Annotated in this window: 15 protein-coding genes; 8 read left to right on the forward strand and 7 right to left on the reverse strand. The window is 55.3% G+C overall.

Going from position 1 to position 15544, the window contains the following annotated elements; translation table 11 throughout:
* Window positions 1-2: 2 nt before the first annotated feature.
* From GQY55_RS17950 to GQY55_RS17965, 4 genes are read right to left on the reverse strand one after another with little or no spacing between them, the layout of a single operon-like run.
* Entirely contained in the window at window positions 3-1118 is a 1116-nt protein-coding gene (locus GQY55_RS17950) for a YheC/YheD family endospore coat-associated protein (RefSeq protein ID WP_160043242.1), read from the reverse strand.
* Complete coding sequence (locus tag GQY55_RS17955) at window positions 1115-2485, reverse strand: YheC/YheD family endospore coat-associated protein (RefSeq protein ID WP_160043243.1); 1371 nt, start codon at window positions 2483-2485, stop codon at window positions 1115-1117. The genes GQY55_RS17950 and GQY55_RS17955 overlap by 4 nt, the downstream gene beginning before the upstream one ends.
* On the reverse strand, window positions 2485-3603 hold the full coding sequence (locus GQY55_RS17960) for a YheC/YheD family endospore coat-associated protein (RefSeq protein WP_160043244.1): 1119 nt from the start codon (window positions 3601-3603) through the stop codon (window positions 2485-2487). The genes GQY55_RS17955 and GQY55_RS17960 overlap by 1 nt, the downstream gene beginning before the upstream one ends.
* 16 nt (window positions 3604-3619) lie before the next feature.
* On the reverse strand, window positions 3620-4987 hold the full coding sequence (locus GQY55_RS17965; RefSeq protein ID WP_160043245.1) for a YheC/YheD family endospore coat-associated protein: 1368 nt from the start codon (window positions 4985-4987) through the stop codon (window positions 3620-3622).
* A gap of 203 nt (window positions 4988-5190) precedes the next feature.
* On the opposite strand from GQY55_RS17965, the gene GQY55_RS17970 reads away from it, so the two are divergent.
* The 3 genes from GQY55_RS17970 to GQY55_RS17980 all read left to right on the forward strand — a co-directional run bounded on the left by GQY55_RS17970 (window position 5191) and on the right by GQY55_RS17980 (window position 7503).
* Window positions 5191-5538 (forward strand): YlbF family regulator, encoded by a 348-nt coding sequence (locus GQY55_RS17970; protein WP_160043246.1) that lies wholly within the window; start codon window positions 5191-5193, stop codon window positions 5536-5538.
* Between the two features lie 112 nt (window positions 5539-5650).
* Window positions 5651-5938, forward strand: coding sequence for a hypothetical protein (locus GQY55_RS17975; protein ID WP_160043247.1), 288 nt, complete (start codon window positions 5651-5653; stop codon window positions 5936-5938).
* A 230-nt stretch (window positions 5939-6168) separates the two neighbouring features.
* Entirely contained in the window at window positions 6169-7503 is a 1335-nt protein-coding gene (locus GQY55_RS17980; protein WP_160043248.1) for a DRTGG domain-containing protein, read from the forward strand.
* Between the two features lie 84 nt (window positions 7504-7587).
* On the opposite strand, the gene GQY55_RS17985 is transcribed toward GQY55_RS17980, so the two are convergent.
* Genes GQY55_RS17985 through GQY55_RS17995 form a run of 3 tightly spaced genes read right to left on the reverse strand, consistent with a single transcriptional unit; the run spans window position 7588 to window position 8770 of the window.
* Window positions 7588-7896, reverse strand: coding sequence for a YtpI family protein (locus tag GQY55_RS17985; protein ID WP_160043249.1), 309 nt, complete (start codon window positions 7894-7896; stop codon window positions 7588-7590).
* Between the two features lie 50 nt (window positions 7897-7946).
* Complete coding sequence (locus GQY55_RS17990) at window positions 7947-8441, reverse strand: hypothetical protein (protein WP_160043250.1); 495 nt, start codon at window positions 8439-8441, stop codon at window positions 7947-7949.
* Window positions 8442-8443: 2 nt separating this feature from the next.
* Complete coding sequence (locus tag GQY55_RS17995; RefSeq protein ID WP_160043251.1) at window positions 8444-8770, reverse strand: YtrH family sporulation protein; 327 nt, start codon at window positions 8768-8770, stop codon at window positions 8444-8446.
* 148 nt (window positions 8771-8918) lie between these two features.
* Here GQY55_RS17995 and GQY55_RS18000 point away from each other — a divergent pair, with 148 nt between their 5' ends.
* The 5 genes from GQY55_RS18000 (at window position 8919) to GQY55_RS18020 (ending at window position 15540) form a co-directional block, all read left to right on the forward strand.
* Complete coding sequence (locus tag GQY55_RS18000) at window positions 8919-12539, forward strand: DNA polymerase III subunit alpha (protein ID WP_160043252.1); 3621 nt, start codon at window positions 8919-8921, stop codon at window positions 12537-12539.
* A gap of 202 nt (window positions 12540-12741) precedes the next feature.
* Window positions 12742-13248: a phosphatidylglycerophosphatase A family protein gene (locus tag GQY55_RS18005; RefSeq protein ID WP_160043253.1), complete on the forward strand. Its 507-nt coding sequence runs from the start codon at window positions 12742-12744 to the stop codon at window positions 13246-13248.
* Between the two features lie 140 nt (window positions 13249-13388).
* Window positions 13389-13577 carry a hypothetical protein gene (locus tag GQY55_RS18010; protein ID WP_036707848.1) on the forward strand — a complete coding sequence of 63 codons (189 nt, stop codon included), beginning with the start codon at window positions 13389-13391 and terminating at the stop codon, window positions 13575-13577.
* 85 nt (window positions 13578-13662) lie between these two features.
* A complete protein-coding gene (accD, locus tag GQY55_RS18015; protein ID WP_160043254.1) occupies window positions 13663-14556 on the forward strand; it encodes an acetyl-CoA carboxylase, carboxyltransferase subunit beta in 894 nt (297 codons plus the stop codon).
* Window positions 14557-15540, forward strand: a complete 984-nt coding sequence (locus GQY55_RS18020; protein ID WP_160043255.1) for an acetyl-CoA carboxylase carboxyltransferase subunit alpha — start codon at window positions 14557-14559, stop codon at window positions 15538-15540.
* The last annotated feature ends 4 nt before the right edge of the window (window positions 15541-15544 follow it).

The following is a 15544-nucleotide window of genomic DNA, read 5'->3' on the forward strand; positions in this document are numbered from 1 at the left end:
CGTTACGGCTTCTGAACGTTTACAAGGTATTGGCTGTAATGGAATATCCGTTCCAGCGATTTTTGGCGGATATGCGGCTCATCGAATTTCATCGGCTTGGCGTTCGCCTCGAAAAACCAGATGCCGCCCGAAGTATCCACGCCAAGATCCATCGACATTTCGCCGTGCTGATGGCCGGAAGCCTTTTCGATTTGCCTTGCGATGACGACCGCGGTGGTTTTGACCCGGTTAATCATGCCCGGCGCGGTGCCTTCGCCGAACACGGCGGTCAGCAGTTTGCTTGGATCCTCAATGCTCCCGCCCCGCGGGACATGGGTCGTAATGCTTTTGGAGCCGGCCAGGCGCGCTCCGACGCCGGTGACGCTCCATTGACCTTTTCCCGTTTTTTGCAGCAGCACCCGCAGGTCAAACGGACGCTGCTCGAAGGAAGTCAGCTCGATGGCCTGTTGAACGATGTAGCGGCTGGTGCCCGTTTCCGACTTGATCCGTTTCCACAGCCGATGCATGTTTGCTCCTTTGTACGTCGTGCTGCTTTTATGATGCTGAACTTTCAGGCGGTATGGGAGTGGTTTGTCCTTTTGGTATTTCAGCATCATGATGCCCTTGCCGGCCTTGCCGCTTTCCGGCTTCAAATAAAGGGACGGATAACGTTCGAGCATCATTTGCAGTCCCGTTTCTCCCCGAAGCCTCCGCGTTTTGGGCACGAGATGCTTTGTTGCTTTCGAGCTTTTGAGCCACTCGAAAAGATGCCATTTATTGAAAAAGTATGGATTGAAAAATTTGATGGTCGGGTGGACCAGGCATTCCTTGATTTTTTTTCGGACATTGGGCTTCAATTCGTCCTCGCGCTGGGGAATCCGGTTGTAGATCACGTCGGGGAGGGGGAACAGCTGCCGCTCCCATTCTCCCCCCGAATTAAGGGTATAGCCTTTAATGCGTTCTCCCTGCAGCTTGAGATCCTTGATCGTCACGACATAGACGGGAAATCCCATGTCCTGTCCGGTCCTGACGATATCCTCAAAGTTGGCTTGATTTCCCCGGAAATAACTTGGTCCGCCCGACACGGTCAAGATTGCGATGACGGGTCTGCCGCTTTCTTCCTTGCTGGTCGTTGTCACTCGGAATCCCTCCTGCGGAATTTGCTAAGGTAAAGACAATGCTCGAGAATGTGCTCCACAGAAGCTTTCCCTTCCGACCTGAGGGAAGGATGGCTGAATATGGAGCGGCCCGGCTTTGCATTGGCTTCAAACATCCATACCCTTTCATCCTGGTCTATCCCGAGATCAAATCCGATTTCGCCAAGCAGATGCTGGTGGTGGAACTCGATGGCTTCGGCCAGCGTAATGGCAGCCTTTTTGGCGTTCTGCAGCACTTCATCCGCTCTGGCACCAAAGGCGCGGCTTAGCGCTTGTTCCGGCGTCAGCAGGGAACCGCCGTTTTTCAGATGCGTCGTTACGCTGCCGCGTCCCGCCTTTTTGGCGCCGATCCCGACGACGACCCAGTTATTTTTTCCGTTTTTATGCATATGAAAACGAAAATCGATCGGGCAGTTGTCGATTTCGACCAAGCGGATGCCCTGCTGGATGACATAGGAGTTCAGTGCCCGGCCGTGCCTGGACTGCAGCATCCGCATCAAGCTGTTAAAGGAATTAAACCGGAGCAGCACGTTGCCGCCGCCCTTGCGGTAGCGGGCGAAATATCCCCTTTTGGGCAGGTAGGTCAACCTGTAAATGCCTTTGCCCAGGCTGCCGGCCGAAGGTTTGTAATAGAGGAACTGGTGTCTCTCCAGCATTTCCTTGATTTTTTCGGGAGACGGGTTCATATGGGATTCAGGCACGTATTTATTGACGGTGTTGTCGTTTTCAAGCAAGCGGTAAATGTCGGATTTGTTGAAGAAACTCCAATTGAAATAAGGGATTTTCCGGCGGCTGAGCCGTTCTCTAAGCTGGATGATGGAGGATGAAGTTTCGGCCTTCCGGCTCGGCAGCCGGTTGTATACGACATCGGGCAAAGGAACCGTTCTTCGGTAGAAGCTTCCGTTGTCGTTTAAAAAATAACCGGTGACCTTTTCCTGATTCCAGTTGATGTCCCGGGGCGTAAACGCAAAAATGTAGCATTTTTTTCTGCCCTCCCGGAGCAGCTGCTTGATGAACCCTGTGCGGGACCCGAACGGCTGGGAGGTATTCGTGGGTCCATCGGAAAGCACGCCGATCAGCGGGCCGAGCTGGTATTCGTTATCCTGGTTTCGTATATAAATGCCGCCGGCCGAGGGAACGCGGATGCCGTTCCTGATGCCCGAGCCGAGGTAAAGATGTTTCCCCGTTTTTTTGATGGGCTTCACGGCAGCTTGGATCACGTCTTTCCCGAGACGAAGCTGGATATTCTTTTTGCCGGACAGCTTTAAGCTTTTGAGCAGATTGTTGGAAACGTAGACGACTTTCTCGGGCTTCTGCGAAAAATGAACATTACAATACGTCAAACTCATCAATTTACCCTCCTAAGTTGTCGAAGCAGTAGATAGCGGGCGTAACGGAGCGGATTTTCCGACGCGAGAACGGCGCTGTCCGGATCCCCTGCCTGCCGGATGGAGGTGCGTCCCGGCTTGGAGTTCACTTCAAGCAGCCAAACGTTCCCTTTCGTATCGATTCCGAAATCGATGCCCAATTCTCCGAGCCGGCCAAAATGACTTTCCAGAATCGGCGGGATTTTCTCCGACAGCCGCCTGATGACTTCCGTCAACCGCTCTGCCCGTTCAGCTCCGAATTGTCCGCTCAGATACGGCAGAACGGGAAGGGCTTTTCCGCCGCCGTGAAGGTTGGAGGTCATGCTCCCGGCGGCGCCCTCCCGGACTACAATGCCGGTTTGCATCCACAACCCTTTTTCATTTTTCTGCATTAACACCCTGGTATCAAAAGACCGGCCATTTCTGCCTTGCAAATGAAGATACGGCTGGATGATATACGTTCGGTTTTTCGTGAAGTCCCCAATCCACCGCATGGCTAAGGCATCGGACGGAAACCTTCTTTCGACGGGGCGGTTCAGGGAATCTCTGCCTTTGACCGCCCAGATGCCGGATTCCCGGTCCACCCGAACGTACAGCGTGTTTTTGCCTTGGGAGCCTCCCTTCGGTTTCAGAAACGCTTCGCCGCCATGGGATTCCAGTGTTTTTATAAGAGTTTCCTTCCCGCGATAAATCCCGGTTGGCGGAAGGTACGGCAGAACGTCCGGTTCCTTGCTCAACATCCGGAATACCTGCCATTTTCCCGGAAGGCTGCGCGACCATAACGTCCAATCCCTGGCGGTTCGGGAGTCCGACAGCAGGCTTGCCGCCAATCGGAACTCCTTTCTGCTGCGATACAGGCAGCGGTCGTACACGATGTCCGGAAAAGGAAGCCGGTTTTGGCGCCAGGCGCCTTCCTTGTAAATGAAACCGTGGATATGGGTGCGGTCCAATGACACGTCCGCCGGGCGGAATACGACGACCTGGATGCCGTATTTTTTTCCAAGAACGGAAAGCTTGCGGCAGTAGCCTTCATTGGAAAACGGGGGACTGTCTTCACGGCTGCAGCACATGATGCCGAGCGTCCCAAGCGGTAAGACCATTCATGGTGCGCCTCCTTTAAAAACCGGACAAATAGCAGCAGTATTCCAGCAGCCTTTTGACCGAGGGCCTGATTTTTTGCTCGTTAAGCGGGGTATTGTCGTTTTTGGAAGGCTTGGAGTTGACCTCCAGCATCCATATTTTTCCTGAATTATCCATCGCCAAGTCGATGCCGAGCTCTCCGAAATGCAAAGGGATCAGGTTGTCGATGCCTCTGGCAATGTCGAGCGATGCCCGATGCAGCTTGGCGTAGGCCGTATTTTTGACCTCCGGAGGCAGCATGCACCTGCTGACCGCGTCCTTGACGGTGCTCAGGGTGCCGCCTCGGGCCAGGTTGGAAACGAAATGGTTGCCTCCTGCGATCCGGGCTACGATGGAGGTCACGATCCAGTTGCCGGCCCCGTTTTTTTGCACAAGCGCCCGGAAGTCAATCGGCCTTTTGCCGTGATCGATCAGGGTCAGCCCTTGTTGGATTTGGTAGCGGGTCGTTTTCATTTTGCCGGATAAACCGGAAAACAGCTTGGTGAGGCTTGAGTAGGACTGCCTGCGGGCGCCGGCCGAAGACGTCGCCAGCGTTTGGTAGGTGCCGTCGGGCTGCTTTGAAATGCGGATTATGCCCTTGCCGAGACTGCCGCGAACAGGCTTCAGAAAGACGACGGAGTGGTGCTGGCACATTTTTTTGAGCACCGAAAAACCGGTGAGCAGGTGGGATTCGGGCAAATATCTGGCAAGGGAAGAGTCGGATTTAAGCGTGTCGAAGACTTCGTTTTTGTCCAGGAACCTCTCATTAAAGACATGTGCGCCGTAGCGTGATTTTACTTCTTTCATAAAATGCTGTACGCTAGGTTTATTCTCCATTTTGCGGGTTGTGAGACGGTTGTTGACAACATCCGCGATCGGCATGGACGCCTGACGCCACCCGTCATCGTATACCCAACCATGTATACTGCCCGATCCTTCCTGAATGTGGTCCGGCGTAAAGAAGTATACATAGGCTCCCTGTTTCCGGCAGGCATTCACCAGCTCACGGCAGAACATGGATATGGAGCCGAACGGTTTATCGGGTTGTTCCGGATTGTCCCGACTGATCAGTACGCTGATTAGGGGCCCCAGTCTGAGTGTGCGGCTCGATGAATGATAGGCAGCCCTCAACACCGGACGAGAAAAAAGCCCCATTCGGCGGGCCAGAGGCTCACTGATTCGCAGTCCGCTGGTTTTGGCTGCGGGAACGACGGTGATCTCTTGTCTGAAGGAACCAAATGCCAACTGCAGAGGACGGTCGGTAGGAATCTTCCACTGTTTGACCAGCTTCTCTCCGAGCACGATGGCGTTTTCCTTTAAAGAGCCCGGAGCGAACATTTGGACCGGTAGCGTTTTTTTGGACATCGTGGATCTCCTTCCAACAGCAACTTGATGTCTACAGGGCAGATAAGGTGCATCTGCTTTTTGCATGTAATGTATCATATGAGGACATATATCCCTTGGTGATTGACCCACTTTTTTAATCTTGAGTGCAGGGGCGGCCGATTCTCGGGGGATTTTGAAATCGGGAAAGAGCAGTTTCCATTTTATAAGGAGGCAGGACACACATGAATATTTATGACAAAACGAATGAACTGGCAAAAGCGCTGAAGGAAAGCCAGGAGGTAAAGGACATCAAATCGGCGATTAGCCTGATCGACCAGGATCCGGAAAGCAAGCGCATGCTTGAGGATTTCAGAAAACGCCAGATGGAAATCCAGCAGCGGATGATGTCGGGCGATATGCCGGCCCAGGAAGAGATGGAGCAGATGGAGAAGCTGTTCGACGTGCTCAGCCTCAATCTGAATATCCGCCGCCTGTTTGATGCGGAACGCCGACTCAGCACGATTATCGAGGACATCAACAAAACGATTTCCGACAGCCTTCAGGATCTTTACGGCGGGCAGGGCTTGTAATCAAGCCGTTTTTGCCGCCGATCAAAGATGTTTTTCAAAACTTGTCTCATATTTTACGGCAGCCCCTCATAGAGTAGAAATATAGATTCACGAATGAAGGAGCTGCCGCAAAATGAAAAAAGGAAAGAAAATCAAACACCTCCTGTATTTGATCGTCGTTTTGGCCATGTTGGTGTATGCCTTGCCGTTGATCTCCTTCAGCGGAGGCTGGTCCTGGACGTCGGCTTTCGGCGCGGCGTGGGCCCTGTTCGCTTTTTTGGTCATCGGGGCGCATCTGCATTATTTGCTCGGCGTGGACGAGGAAAAGCAGAAGACGCTTGACCGGATCAAGGCGGCGAAGATACGCCAGCTGCAATTGAAGTGGCCGGAAGAGTCGCAGCGGAGTCAGGAGAATATGTAAGGATTTTGCTGAAAATCCAAAGATCGGCTTCCGGTCGGCAATCCATGGAGCGAAGCGGTTTGGTTCGTTTGTAGATGGGACTTGGGAGCGGCAAGAATCGAATGTTGAAACATCCTGACGTAAAAGTCAAAAAAAGCCGGGCGCCTGCCGCCGCGGCTTTTTTTGCGTGACGCGGAATGGTATGATATAGATACAGAATGATACAGTTGTAACGATGGGGGTGTAACAGCTTGGAAGGCCGCGATGACGCAATTACAAAACATGAGCAGCTGCTGCTGCATATCGAAGGATTGAAGGTAGGAACGAAAATTTCGGTCCGCAAGCTGGCCAAAGAAATGTCCGTCAGCGAGGGAACGGCCTACCGCGCCTTGAAGGACGCGGAAAATCTCGGGATCGTTGTGACGAAGGAGCGGATCGGCACGGTGCGGGTCGAGAAAAAACCGCGCAACATGTCCGAGCAGCTGACCTTTGCCGATGTCGTCGAAATCGTCGAGGGACATATGCTCGGTGGGGCGGAAGGCCTGCATAAAAACCTGCATAAATATGTGATCGGCGCGATGAAGGTGGATGCCATGGCCCGATACATCGACGCCGGAAGCCTGCTTATCGTCGGCAACCGCGAAAATGCGCATACGCTGGCGCTGGAGCAGGGAGCGGGGGTTCTGATCACAGGCGGCTTCGGCACGAGCAAAGAGGTGAAGGCGCTGGCCGACAAGCTGAATTTGCCGATCTTTTCGTCGCGCCACGATACCTTTACCGTTGCGTCGCTGATCAACCGGGCGATCTTCGACCGCCTGATCAAGAAAAAAATCATGATCGTGGAGGATATCGTCGGTAGCAAGCCGAAAATCCATGCGCTGAAGCTGTCCAGCACGGCCGGCGAAAGCATGGCGTTATCCGAGCAAAAAGGCGACACGAGGCTGCCGGTGGTGGACGAATGGAACCGGGTGCTCGGCATCGTCAACCGCAGCGATTTGAGGAAGCTGCCGCCGGAGCAAAGCATCGAAAAAGTGCTGGTCCGCAATCCGGTTACCGCCACGCTGCAAACGTCCCTGGCGTCGGCTGCGCAGCTGATGATGTGGGAGGGCATCGATTTCCTGCCGATCGTGGACAAAAACCGCAAGCTTGTGGCGACCGTCTCGCGCAAGGAAGTGCTGCAGGCGATGCGCGACGCGCGCAAGCAGCCCCAGCTTGGGGAAACGTTCGATCATTTGATCTGGAACGGCTTTGCCGACGAGCGGGACGAGGAGGGAAAGCTTTTTTTCCACGGGTTTATCACTCCGCAGATGGCGACGGATCTCGGGACCATTTCCGAAGGCATCCTTACGACCGTCATGACGCAGGCCGCGCTGCGAGCCGCGAAGGACATGACGGGCAACGATTTCGTATTGGACAACATGTCCACCTATTTCGTCCGTCCGGTCCAGATCGAGGATCCCGTGGCGGTCGTGCCGCGGCTGCTGGAAGCAAGCCGCAGGACGTGCAAGCTGGAAATCGAAATGACGCATATGGACAGCTTGGTCGCCAAAGCGGTTCTGACGCTGCAGTCCATCGAACACGGATAAGCCGGAGGACGCAAGAAATGCAGCAACGAAAAAGCCGGGCGCTCCTTAGACGGAGTGCCCGGCTTTTGCCGCTGGCTCGTTCATTTAGTTCGCGTCCTTCGATTTCATCCGGTGGAAGTAGCCGCGGTTGCGGATGCCGGCAAAAATGTTGAACGCGCCGAGCACCAGAAAAACCGCTTCGACGATAACGGCGACCGTCGACCCCCTGAACATGAACATGGCGATCAGCGCCAGCATGACCAGCATCAACCCCATGAAAATGTTCGTAACAGCCCCGTATAACCCGCGCTCGCGGGCGTCTTTGGCGCGCCGGGAACGGCTGCTGTACAGGGCGGCGCAAATGCAGGAAACGACCAGCAGCGCGAAAAGCAAGTAACGGATGAATATAACCATCGGTTGCGTATCCCCTTTTAAATCCTGATGAGGATCATTGTACCATGATTCTACGGATTTCGCACTTTGACCGGATGGACGTCCACCCAGATTTGCAGCATGCCTTCCATCAACAACATCGTCTTGATTTCGACGGAATATTCCTTCTCCCGGACTTTGTAAATTTTTTTGTCGAGCAGCTTACGGACAAACTTGCTGTACGTATCGATTTCGAATACGTTCCGGCCGCGCAGCACGTCCAAATCATCCCCGAGCTGCACGATGATGGCTTTGACGATGACCGGGTCGAGCGGGGGATCCTGCTGCTCGCTGCGGATTTTGATTTCCCGGATCACCGTCTGCTGGTTTCTGTATTTTTTCAACGTTTTGATATCGTCTTCATATTGCTTGATCTGGATCTCCAAATCCTGATTCGACAGCCAGAGCAAATTATAGCTGTTCTGAAAAACGGCGTTGTACACGACGGCGCCTACGACGGCGCCCAAAACGAAAACGGCGGCGATTTGCGAAATATGGCGGTAACGGCTAAACGGAGGAATCCTCATGGCTACTCCCTACCGCCGCAGACCCACTTCACGAGTTCGCTCCCCATATGCGCCCCCAAAAAAGCCGACACGAGAAACAAAATCTGCTTGATCGCCGGGGACAGATTGCCTCCTAAAAAATTGCTTTCGATGACCCGCATCGGGTCGATCGTGCCCCCGACCGCCGCGGCGAGGGCCCAGATTTTGATCCGGTCCGCAACGTCCAGCATGGTCTGTGTAGGGGGCTGCAGCGAAACGACCGCCCCGACGCCTCCGACCATCGCCCCCCCGATGACGATGCCGAAGGCGATGAAAAAATCGAGAATCGCCTTGGATAAAAAGGTGCTCATGATATCCCTTCCTTTCAGAGGGGTACTGGCATACCGCCTGTCCGATGGCCTCTATTCCATTCTATGGGCGATGCCTTGGCGTTTATGATAAAATAATATAAAGGGATGAATGTTTTCACATCCGAAGCGGACTAAAAGGAGAAGAGAAATGAGTTCATTTGTGCATCTTCATGTGCATAGCGAATACAGCCTCCTGGACGGAGCGGCACGGATCTCGGACCTTGTCCGCGGGGCCGCCGAATCCGGGATGAAGGCGCTGGCGCTGACCGACCATGGGGTCATGTACGGCGCCGTGCCTTTTTATAAAGCCTGCGTTGCCGCCGGCATCAAGCCGATTCTGGGCTGCGAGGCTTATCTGACGGCCGGCTCGCGCAAGGAGCGGGGCAGCCGCAAGGACCAGCCGATTTACCATCTGATCCTTCTAGCCAAAAACGAGACCGGCTACCGCAATTTAATGAAGTTGATCTCGATCGGCCATTTGGAAGGTTACCATTATAAACCCCGGATCGACATGGAGGCGCTGAAGGCCCATCATGAGGGGATCATCTGCCTCAGCGCCTGCCTCGGCGGCGAAGTGCCGCAGCATCTGCTGCACGGGAGAACGGAAGAAGCGCGCAAGGCGGCGATCCGCTATCGTGATATTTTCGGAGAGGATTTTTATCTGGAGCTTCAGGACCACGGGCTGCCGGAACAAAAACGCGTCAATCCGCAGCTGGTCGAGCTGGCGGAGGAGCTTGGCATCGAGCTCGTCGCAACCAACGACGTCCATTATTTGAAGCGCGAGGATGCCGCCATGCAGGACGTGCTGATTTGCATCGGAACGGGCAAAACGGTCGAGGACGAAGGCCGGCTGCAGATTCAGACGGACCAGCTGTACCTCAAAAACGGGGAGGAAATGGCCCGCTTGTTCCCGCATGTGCCGCAGGCGATCGCCAATACGGCCGCGATTGCGGAAAAGTGCGGCCTGGAGCTGGAATTCGGCCGATCCATCCTGCCGGAATACCGGCCGCTTCCCGAAGGGATGAATTCCGCCCAATATTTGCGCGAGCTTTGCCGCGAAGGCCTTGCCAAGCGCTATGAAAAAACGGAGCTTTGGACCGCGCCTGGCGGCCGGGAGGAGCTGGACAAGCGCCTCGATTACGAGCTCGGCGTCATCGAAAGCATGGGCTTCAGCGACTATTTCCTGATCGTATGGGATTTTATCGCTTACGCGCACAGCCAAGGCATCGCGACAGGCCCCGGAAGGGGATCGTCGGCGGGCAGCCTTGTCGCGTACGTGCTTGAGATCACCAATGTCGACCCGATCAAATATCACCTTCTCTTTGAGCGATTCCTGAATCCGGAGCGCGTGACGATGCCGGATATCGATATCGATTTCAGCGACGAGCGGCGGGACGAAGTCATCCGCTACGTCGTCCGAAAATACGGCCGCGAGCATGTGGCGCAAATCATCACGTTCGGAACGATGGCGGCGCGGGCGGCCGTCCGCGACGTCGGAAGGGCGCTGAACGTGCCGTATGGCGAAGTGGACAAGGCGGCCAAGCTCATCCCGTCCGCCCACGGCATCAGCATCAAGCGGGCGCTGGAGCAGAGCGGGGAATTGCAGGCTTACGCGCAGCAAAACGCGAAAATCCGCGAATTGCTGAACATGGCCATGAAGGTGGAGGGCATGCCCCGCCATGCTTCGACACATGCCGCGGGCGTTGTCATATCCCGCGATCCGCTCACCGACGCGGTGCCGCTGCAGGAAGGCAGCGAGGAAACCGCGCTCACGCAGTATTCGATGGAAAACCTGGAAAGCATCGGTCTGCTCAAGATGGATTTTCTCGGCCTGCGGACGTTGTCCATCATCGAACGCTGCATGAACTGGATCGGCGAAATGACCGGGGAAAGCCCTGATTTTCAGCGTATTCCGGACGACGACCAAAAGACGTACGATATGCTCGGAAGCGGGGAAACGACCGGGATCTTCCAGCTTGAATCCGCCGGCATCCGGCGCGTGCTCAAGGACTTGAAGCCTTCGACGTTCGAAGACATCATTTCGGTCGTTGCGTTGTACCGTCCGGGGCCGATGGAGTTCATACCGAAATTTATTCAATCGAAACACGGCCAAATCGGCGTTGACTATCCGCATGAAGACCTGAAGCCCATTTTGAGCGATACCTATGGCATCATCGTGTATCAGGAGCAGATTATGAAAATCGCCTCGCTGATGGCCGGTTTTTCGCTCGGGGAGGCCGATTTGCTCCGCCGCGCCGTTTCGAAGAAAAAACGCGAGGTGCTGGATCAGGAGCGGAGCCATTTTGTCGCAGGCAGCCTGAAGCAGGGATACGCGGAAGAAGACGCGAACCGGGTCTACGACATGATCGTCCGCTTCGCCGACTACGGCTTTCCGCGCGCGCATGCCGCAGCTTATGCAGTGCTTGCGTTCCAGACGGCATATCTGAAGGCCCATTATCCGGTGCAGTTCATGGCTTCCATGCTGACGGCCGTCATGGGCAGCCACCGCAAAGTCGCGGAATACGTGCTCGAATGCCGGCGGATGGACATCGAGGTGCTGCCGCCGGACGTGAACGAAAGCGGCGTCCTTTTTACGCCGGTCGCCGCAGGCAGAGACGATGCCCGGCACGGCGCGGGTCCGGGCCACATCCGGTTCGGGCTCGGTGCCATCAAAAACGTCGGCACGCAGGCCGTCGAAAACATGATGCTCGTCAGGGAGGAGAAGCCATTCGAAAGCCTGCTCGATTTTTGCCGGCGGATCGACCTGCGGGTCTGCAACAAGCGGGTAATCGAATCGCTCATTCAGGCAGGTGCCTTCGATTCGCTGCCCGGCCACCGGGCGCAGCTTCTTGCCATGCTCGACGAAACGGTCGAAGCGGCGGTGAAATGGCGCAAGGAGCGCGAGGATTTGCAGATCCAGCTGTTCGATTTCGTCGAGACGCCGAACTGGGACATCGAATATCCGGACATTCCGCCGTTTTCCGCCGGGCAGCAGCTGGAGCTTGAACGGGAGCTGCTGGGGCTTTACCTGTCCGGGCATCCGCTTGACGATTACGACGCGGCGCTGGACGTTCCCGGCGTCGACCGTCTGATGGACCTGACCGAGGCGGCCGACGAATCGCATACCGTCGTTGCCGCCATGGTCATTTCGGTTAAGTCAATTACGACCAAGCAGGGAAAAGCGATGGCTTTCATGGAAGTGGAGGACCAGATCGAACGCTGCGAAGTGGTCCTCTTTCCGGAAGTGTGGAAGCGGAGCTCGCAGCATGTCGGCAAAGGTGCGCTGATTGCGCTCCGCGCCAAGGTGCAGCAGCAGGACGAGGGTTTCAAGCTGCTCGCCGAGGATGTCTTGCCGCTGGATGAAACGGCGCTCGCGCAGCTGGCGAAACGTTCCCGCATGAAACCTGCACCCGCAAGGGCGTATCCCAAAGCGGAGCGGAAGCCTGCGCCCCCATCGGGCGCCGAGGGGCCGCAAACGTCTTCCGGCAGCGCCGGGCCCGCAAGCATGCGTCCCGCGCCGGAGCAGGGCAAGTCCGCGGGTCAGCGCGTATTCGTCAAAATTACGCCGCAAGCCGAGCATAACCCCGATCTGCTTGCCCGGTTGAAAGTGCTGCTCCAGGAGCATCCGGGGCCGGTGCAGACGGTGCTGTTCTATGAGGAAAGCCAGAAGCTGCTTGCTTTAAGCGACGGCTACCGGATCAAGCCTTCGCCCGAGCTGTTTGCCGAAATGGAACGGATGCTCGGCAAAGAGACGGTCCGGATCAAATAAAAACGCCGGCCGCTCCAAACCGCCGTGAACTCGGCAGCGCACGGGGCCCTCAAACTAAACGATTGGCGATTTACCGCAATTTTACGAACGTTTCCGGTTGTTTTCGCATACACATAGAAACACCCTTCCAAGGGACAACATTATGAAAGCGCCGGGGGCTTTGAAAATCAGCTTCCGGCAGCGTATGCGGGGGGAATAACGGATGTCGTATGAAGCAGCGGTAGCCATGCTGAACCGGCGTGGAGTCAAAGTCGAGGATATCGCGAAGATCGTGCACCAGCTCCAGCTGGCTTACCACCCTCTTTTGACATTGCAGGATTGCATGGAAAGCGTCAAAGCGGTACTTGGCAAGCGGGAAGTGCAATATACCCTTTTTACGGGAATGGCGCTCGACGAGCTGGCGGAGCAAAAGCTGCTGCCCCAGCCGCTTCAATCCATCATGGAGGCGGATGAGCCTTTGTATGGCGTGGACGAGACATTGGCTCTTGGCATTACGAATGTGTATGGTATGATCGGATTGACGAGTTTTGGTTATTTGGATAAGGAAAAAAACGGCATCATCGCGGAATTGAACGACAAAAGAAACGAAATCCACGTTTTTTTGGACGATCTGGTGGCGGGGCTTGCCGCAGCGGCTTCGGCCCGCATCGCCCATAGGCATAAAGGCGCGAAAACGTACCCCGATCCGAACGTTCCTCCGGGCTCTTGACCGGAATGCCCGGCCTTTTGCCGCCCCTTGATCCGCAAAAGTGTTCAGAGGCTCTTTCTTGCGGGAAAAAACAGAGTTATGTTATCATTGTTTCATTATACGGGCTAAAGAAACATGAGATTAGGGGGCTGACGAAAGGCATGTGGACGGTCATCTATATCGCGCCAACCGCGAAGGTTGCGGAAATGATCCAGGCCAAGCTAACCGAAGAAGGATTTTTGGTGAAAAGCCGTCCGGTCAACTTATCCAAACAGCAATTTGAAATTCTGGTTCCTTCCGGGGAGCTGGAGGAAGTCCAGGAAGTGCTGAATTCCATTTTGCATCCTTAATCTCTCGGGATACACAAAAGCGGCGTTTAAGATTGATTGAGCATTTGGTGCGGCTGAGCAAATAAACGGCTGGAGAGGTGTAGTTGTGTTTAAAGACTTGTTTCAGAAAAAAAGGAAGTACGCGACCATTCCTTCAGATCGTGTAGGAAGAGGCGCCGAGCCTGGCGAAAGCGAGAGACCCCGGCGGGAAGTTCCCGAAGGGCTCATGAATAAATGTCCCAAGTGCGGCACGATTCAATACAGCAAAGAGCTGGAGAAAAATTTGAAGGTTTGCCCGAACTGCGGGTACCACATGCGCCTGAACGCCATGGAACGGATTCATATGATCCTCGATGAAGAGGGCTTCGAGGAATTCGACAGCGGCATGGTATCGGTGGATCCGCTGCAATTTCCGGGGTACGGAACGAAGCTGGAACAGCAGAAAATGAAGTCGGGTCTGCGCGAGGCCGTCATTACCGGACAAGGCACCATCGAAGGACTGCCTGTCGTCGTAGCCGTCATGAGCTTCGATTTCTTTACCGGAAGCATGGGTTCGGTCGTAGGCGAAAAGATTACGCGCGCCATTGAGGTGGCGACCGAAAAGGATTTGCCGCTGGTCATTTTCTCGACTTCGGGCGGAGCGCGCATGCAGGAGAGCATCCTCAGTTTGATGCAGATGGCCAAAACAAGCGCGGCCTTGTCCCGTTTCAACGAAAAAGGCGGCTTATACATCTCCGTGATTACGGATCCTACGACTGGCGGTGTTTCTGCCAGTTTTGCCACGCTTGGTGACATTAACATTGCCGAGCCGGGCGCCGTGTTCGGATTTGCCGGCCGGATCGTCATCGAGCAGACCATCCGCCAGAAGCTGCCGGATGATTTCCAGACGGCGGAATTCAACCTGGCCCACGGCCAGCTCGACCTGGTCGTCCATCGCAAAGAGCTTCGTCCAATGTTGTACAAGCTCCTTGAGATGCACAGCGTGAAAGGGGGATACTAAGTGGCGGGAGAATTGCCTTTTGAAAAACCCCTTGTTGAAATGCGCCAAAAAATTAACGAGCTGAAGCAGTTCGGACAGGACAAGGGTATCGATTTTACCGAGGAAATTTCGAGGCTGGAAGAACGTTATGCGGAACTGGAGCACGAGATTTATTCGAACATTTCCCCGCACCAGAAAATGCATGTGGCGAGGCATCAGCAGCGTCCGACCTCGCTTGACCTGATCCAGCTCATCTTTACCGACTTTATCGAACTCCACGGCGACCGCGTGTTCGGCGACGATCTCGCCGTCGTTGGCGGGCTCGCCAAGCTGGACGGAAGACCGGTGACGGTGATCGGCCAGCAGCGGGGGAAAGATACGAAGGACAACATCGCCCGTTTCTTCGGCAGCGCGCATCCGGAAGGATTCCGCAAGGCGCTGCGCCTGATGCAGCAGGCGGACAAGTTTAAACGCCCGATCATTACCTTTGTCGACACCAAAGGCGCGTATCCGGGCAATACAGCAGAAGAAAGAGGACAGTCCGAAGCGATCGCCCGGAATTTACGGGAGATGTCCGCGCTCGGCGTTCCTGTCATTTGTGTGATCATCGGCGAAGGTGGAAGCGGCGGTGCTCTTGCGATGGCCGTAGGCAACCGTGTCCTGATGCTCGAGCATGCCATCTATTCGGCGATTTCGCCGAACGGGGCCGCGTCGATTTTGTGGAAGGATGCGTCGAAGGCCGACCAGGCGGCCGAGGCGATGAAAATTACCGCCAAAGACCTGCTTGGGTTCGAGGTGATCGAGGAGATCATTCCGGAGCCGGTCGGCGGCGCCCACAAAAATTACGAATGGACCGCGTCGGCGATCAAGGAAGCGCTGGTCCGGCATTTGGAGGAGCTGTCCGAAATGGACGGCGCAGCCTTGAAAGAAGACAGATACCAGAAGTTCCGCAAGATCGGAAAATTCGCATTTGAGCAATCTTCGACTGCCACAGCAATAGAATAGGCAC

The sequence above is a fragment of the Paenibacillus sp. USDA918EY genome (genome assembly GCF_009870825.1).
GTDB lineage: Bacteria > Bacillota > Bacilli > Paenibacillales > Paenibacillaceae > Paenibacillus_AQ > Paenibacillus_AQ albilobatus.

Bases quoted from the DNA above. Each gene is read 5' to 3' on its own strand.
- GQY55_RS17955 (WP_160043243.1), bottom strand. From the start codon at position 2,485: ATGAGTTTGACGTATTGTAATGTTCATTTTTCGCAGAAGCCCGAGAAA.
- GQY55_RS17960 (WP_160043244.1), bottom strand. From the start codon at position 3,603: ATGGTCTTACCGCTTGGGACGCTCGGCATCATGTGCTGCAGCCGTGAA.
- GQY55_RS17965 (WP_160043245.1), bottom strand. From the start codon at position 4,987: ATGTCCAAAAAAACGCTACCGGTCCAAATGTTCGCTCCGGGCTCTTTA.
- GQY55_RS17970 (WP_160043246.1), top strand. From the start codon at position 5,191: ATGAATATTTATGACAAAACGAATGAACTGGCAAAAGCGCTGAAGGAA.
- GQY55_RS17975 (WP_160043247.1), top strand. From the start codon at position 5,651: ATGAAAAAAGGAAAGAAAATCAAACACCTCCTGTATTTGATCGTCGTT.
- GQY55_RS17985 (WP_160043249.1), bottom strand. From the start codon at position 7,896: ATGGTTATATTCATCCGTTACTTGCTTTTCGCGCTGCTGGTCGTTTCC.
- GQY55_RS17990 (WP_160043250.1), bottom strand. From the start codon at position 8,441: ATGAGGATTCCTCCGTTTAGCCGTTACCGCCATATTTCGCAAATCGCC.
- GQY55_RS17995 (WP_160043251.1), bottom strand. From the start codon at position 8,770: ATGAGCACCTTTTTATCCAAGGCGATTCTCGATTTTTTCATCGCCTTC.
- GQY55_RS18000 (WP_160043252.1), top strand. From the start codon at position 8,919: ATGAGTTCATTTGTGCATCTTCATGTGCATAGCGAATACAGCCTCCTG.
- GQY55_RS18005 (WP_160043253.1), top strand. From the start codon at position 12,742: ATGTCGTATGAAGCAGCGGTAGCCATGCTGAACCGGCGTGGAGTCAAA.
- GQY55_RS18010 (WP_036707848.1), top strand. From the start codon at position 13,389: ATGTGGACGGTCATCTATATCGCGCCAACCGCGAAGGTTGCGGAAATG.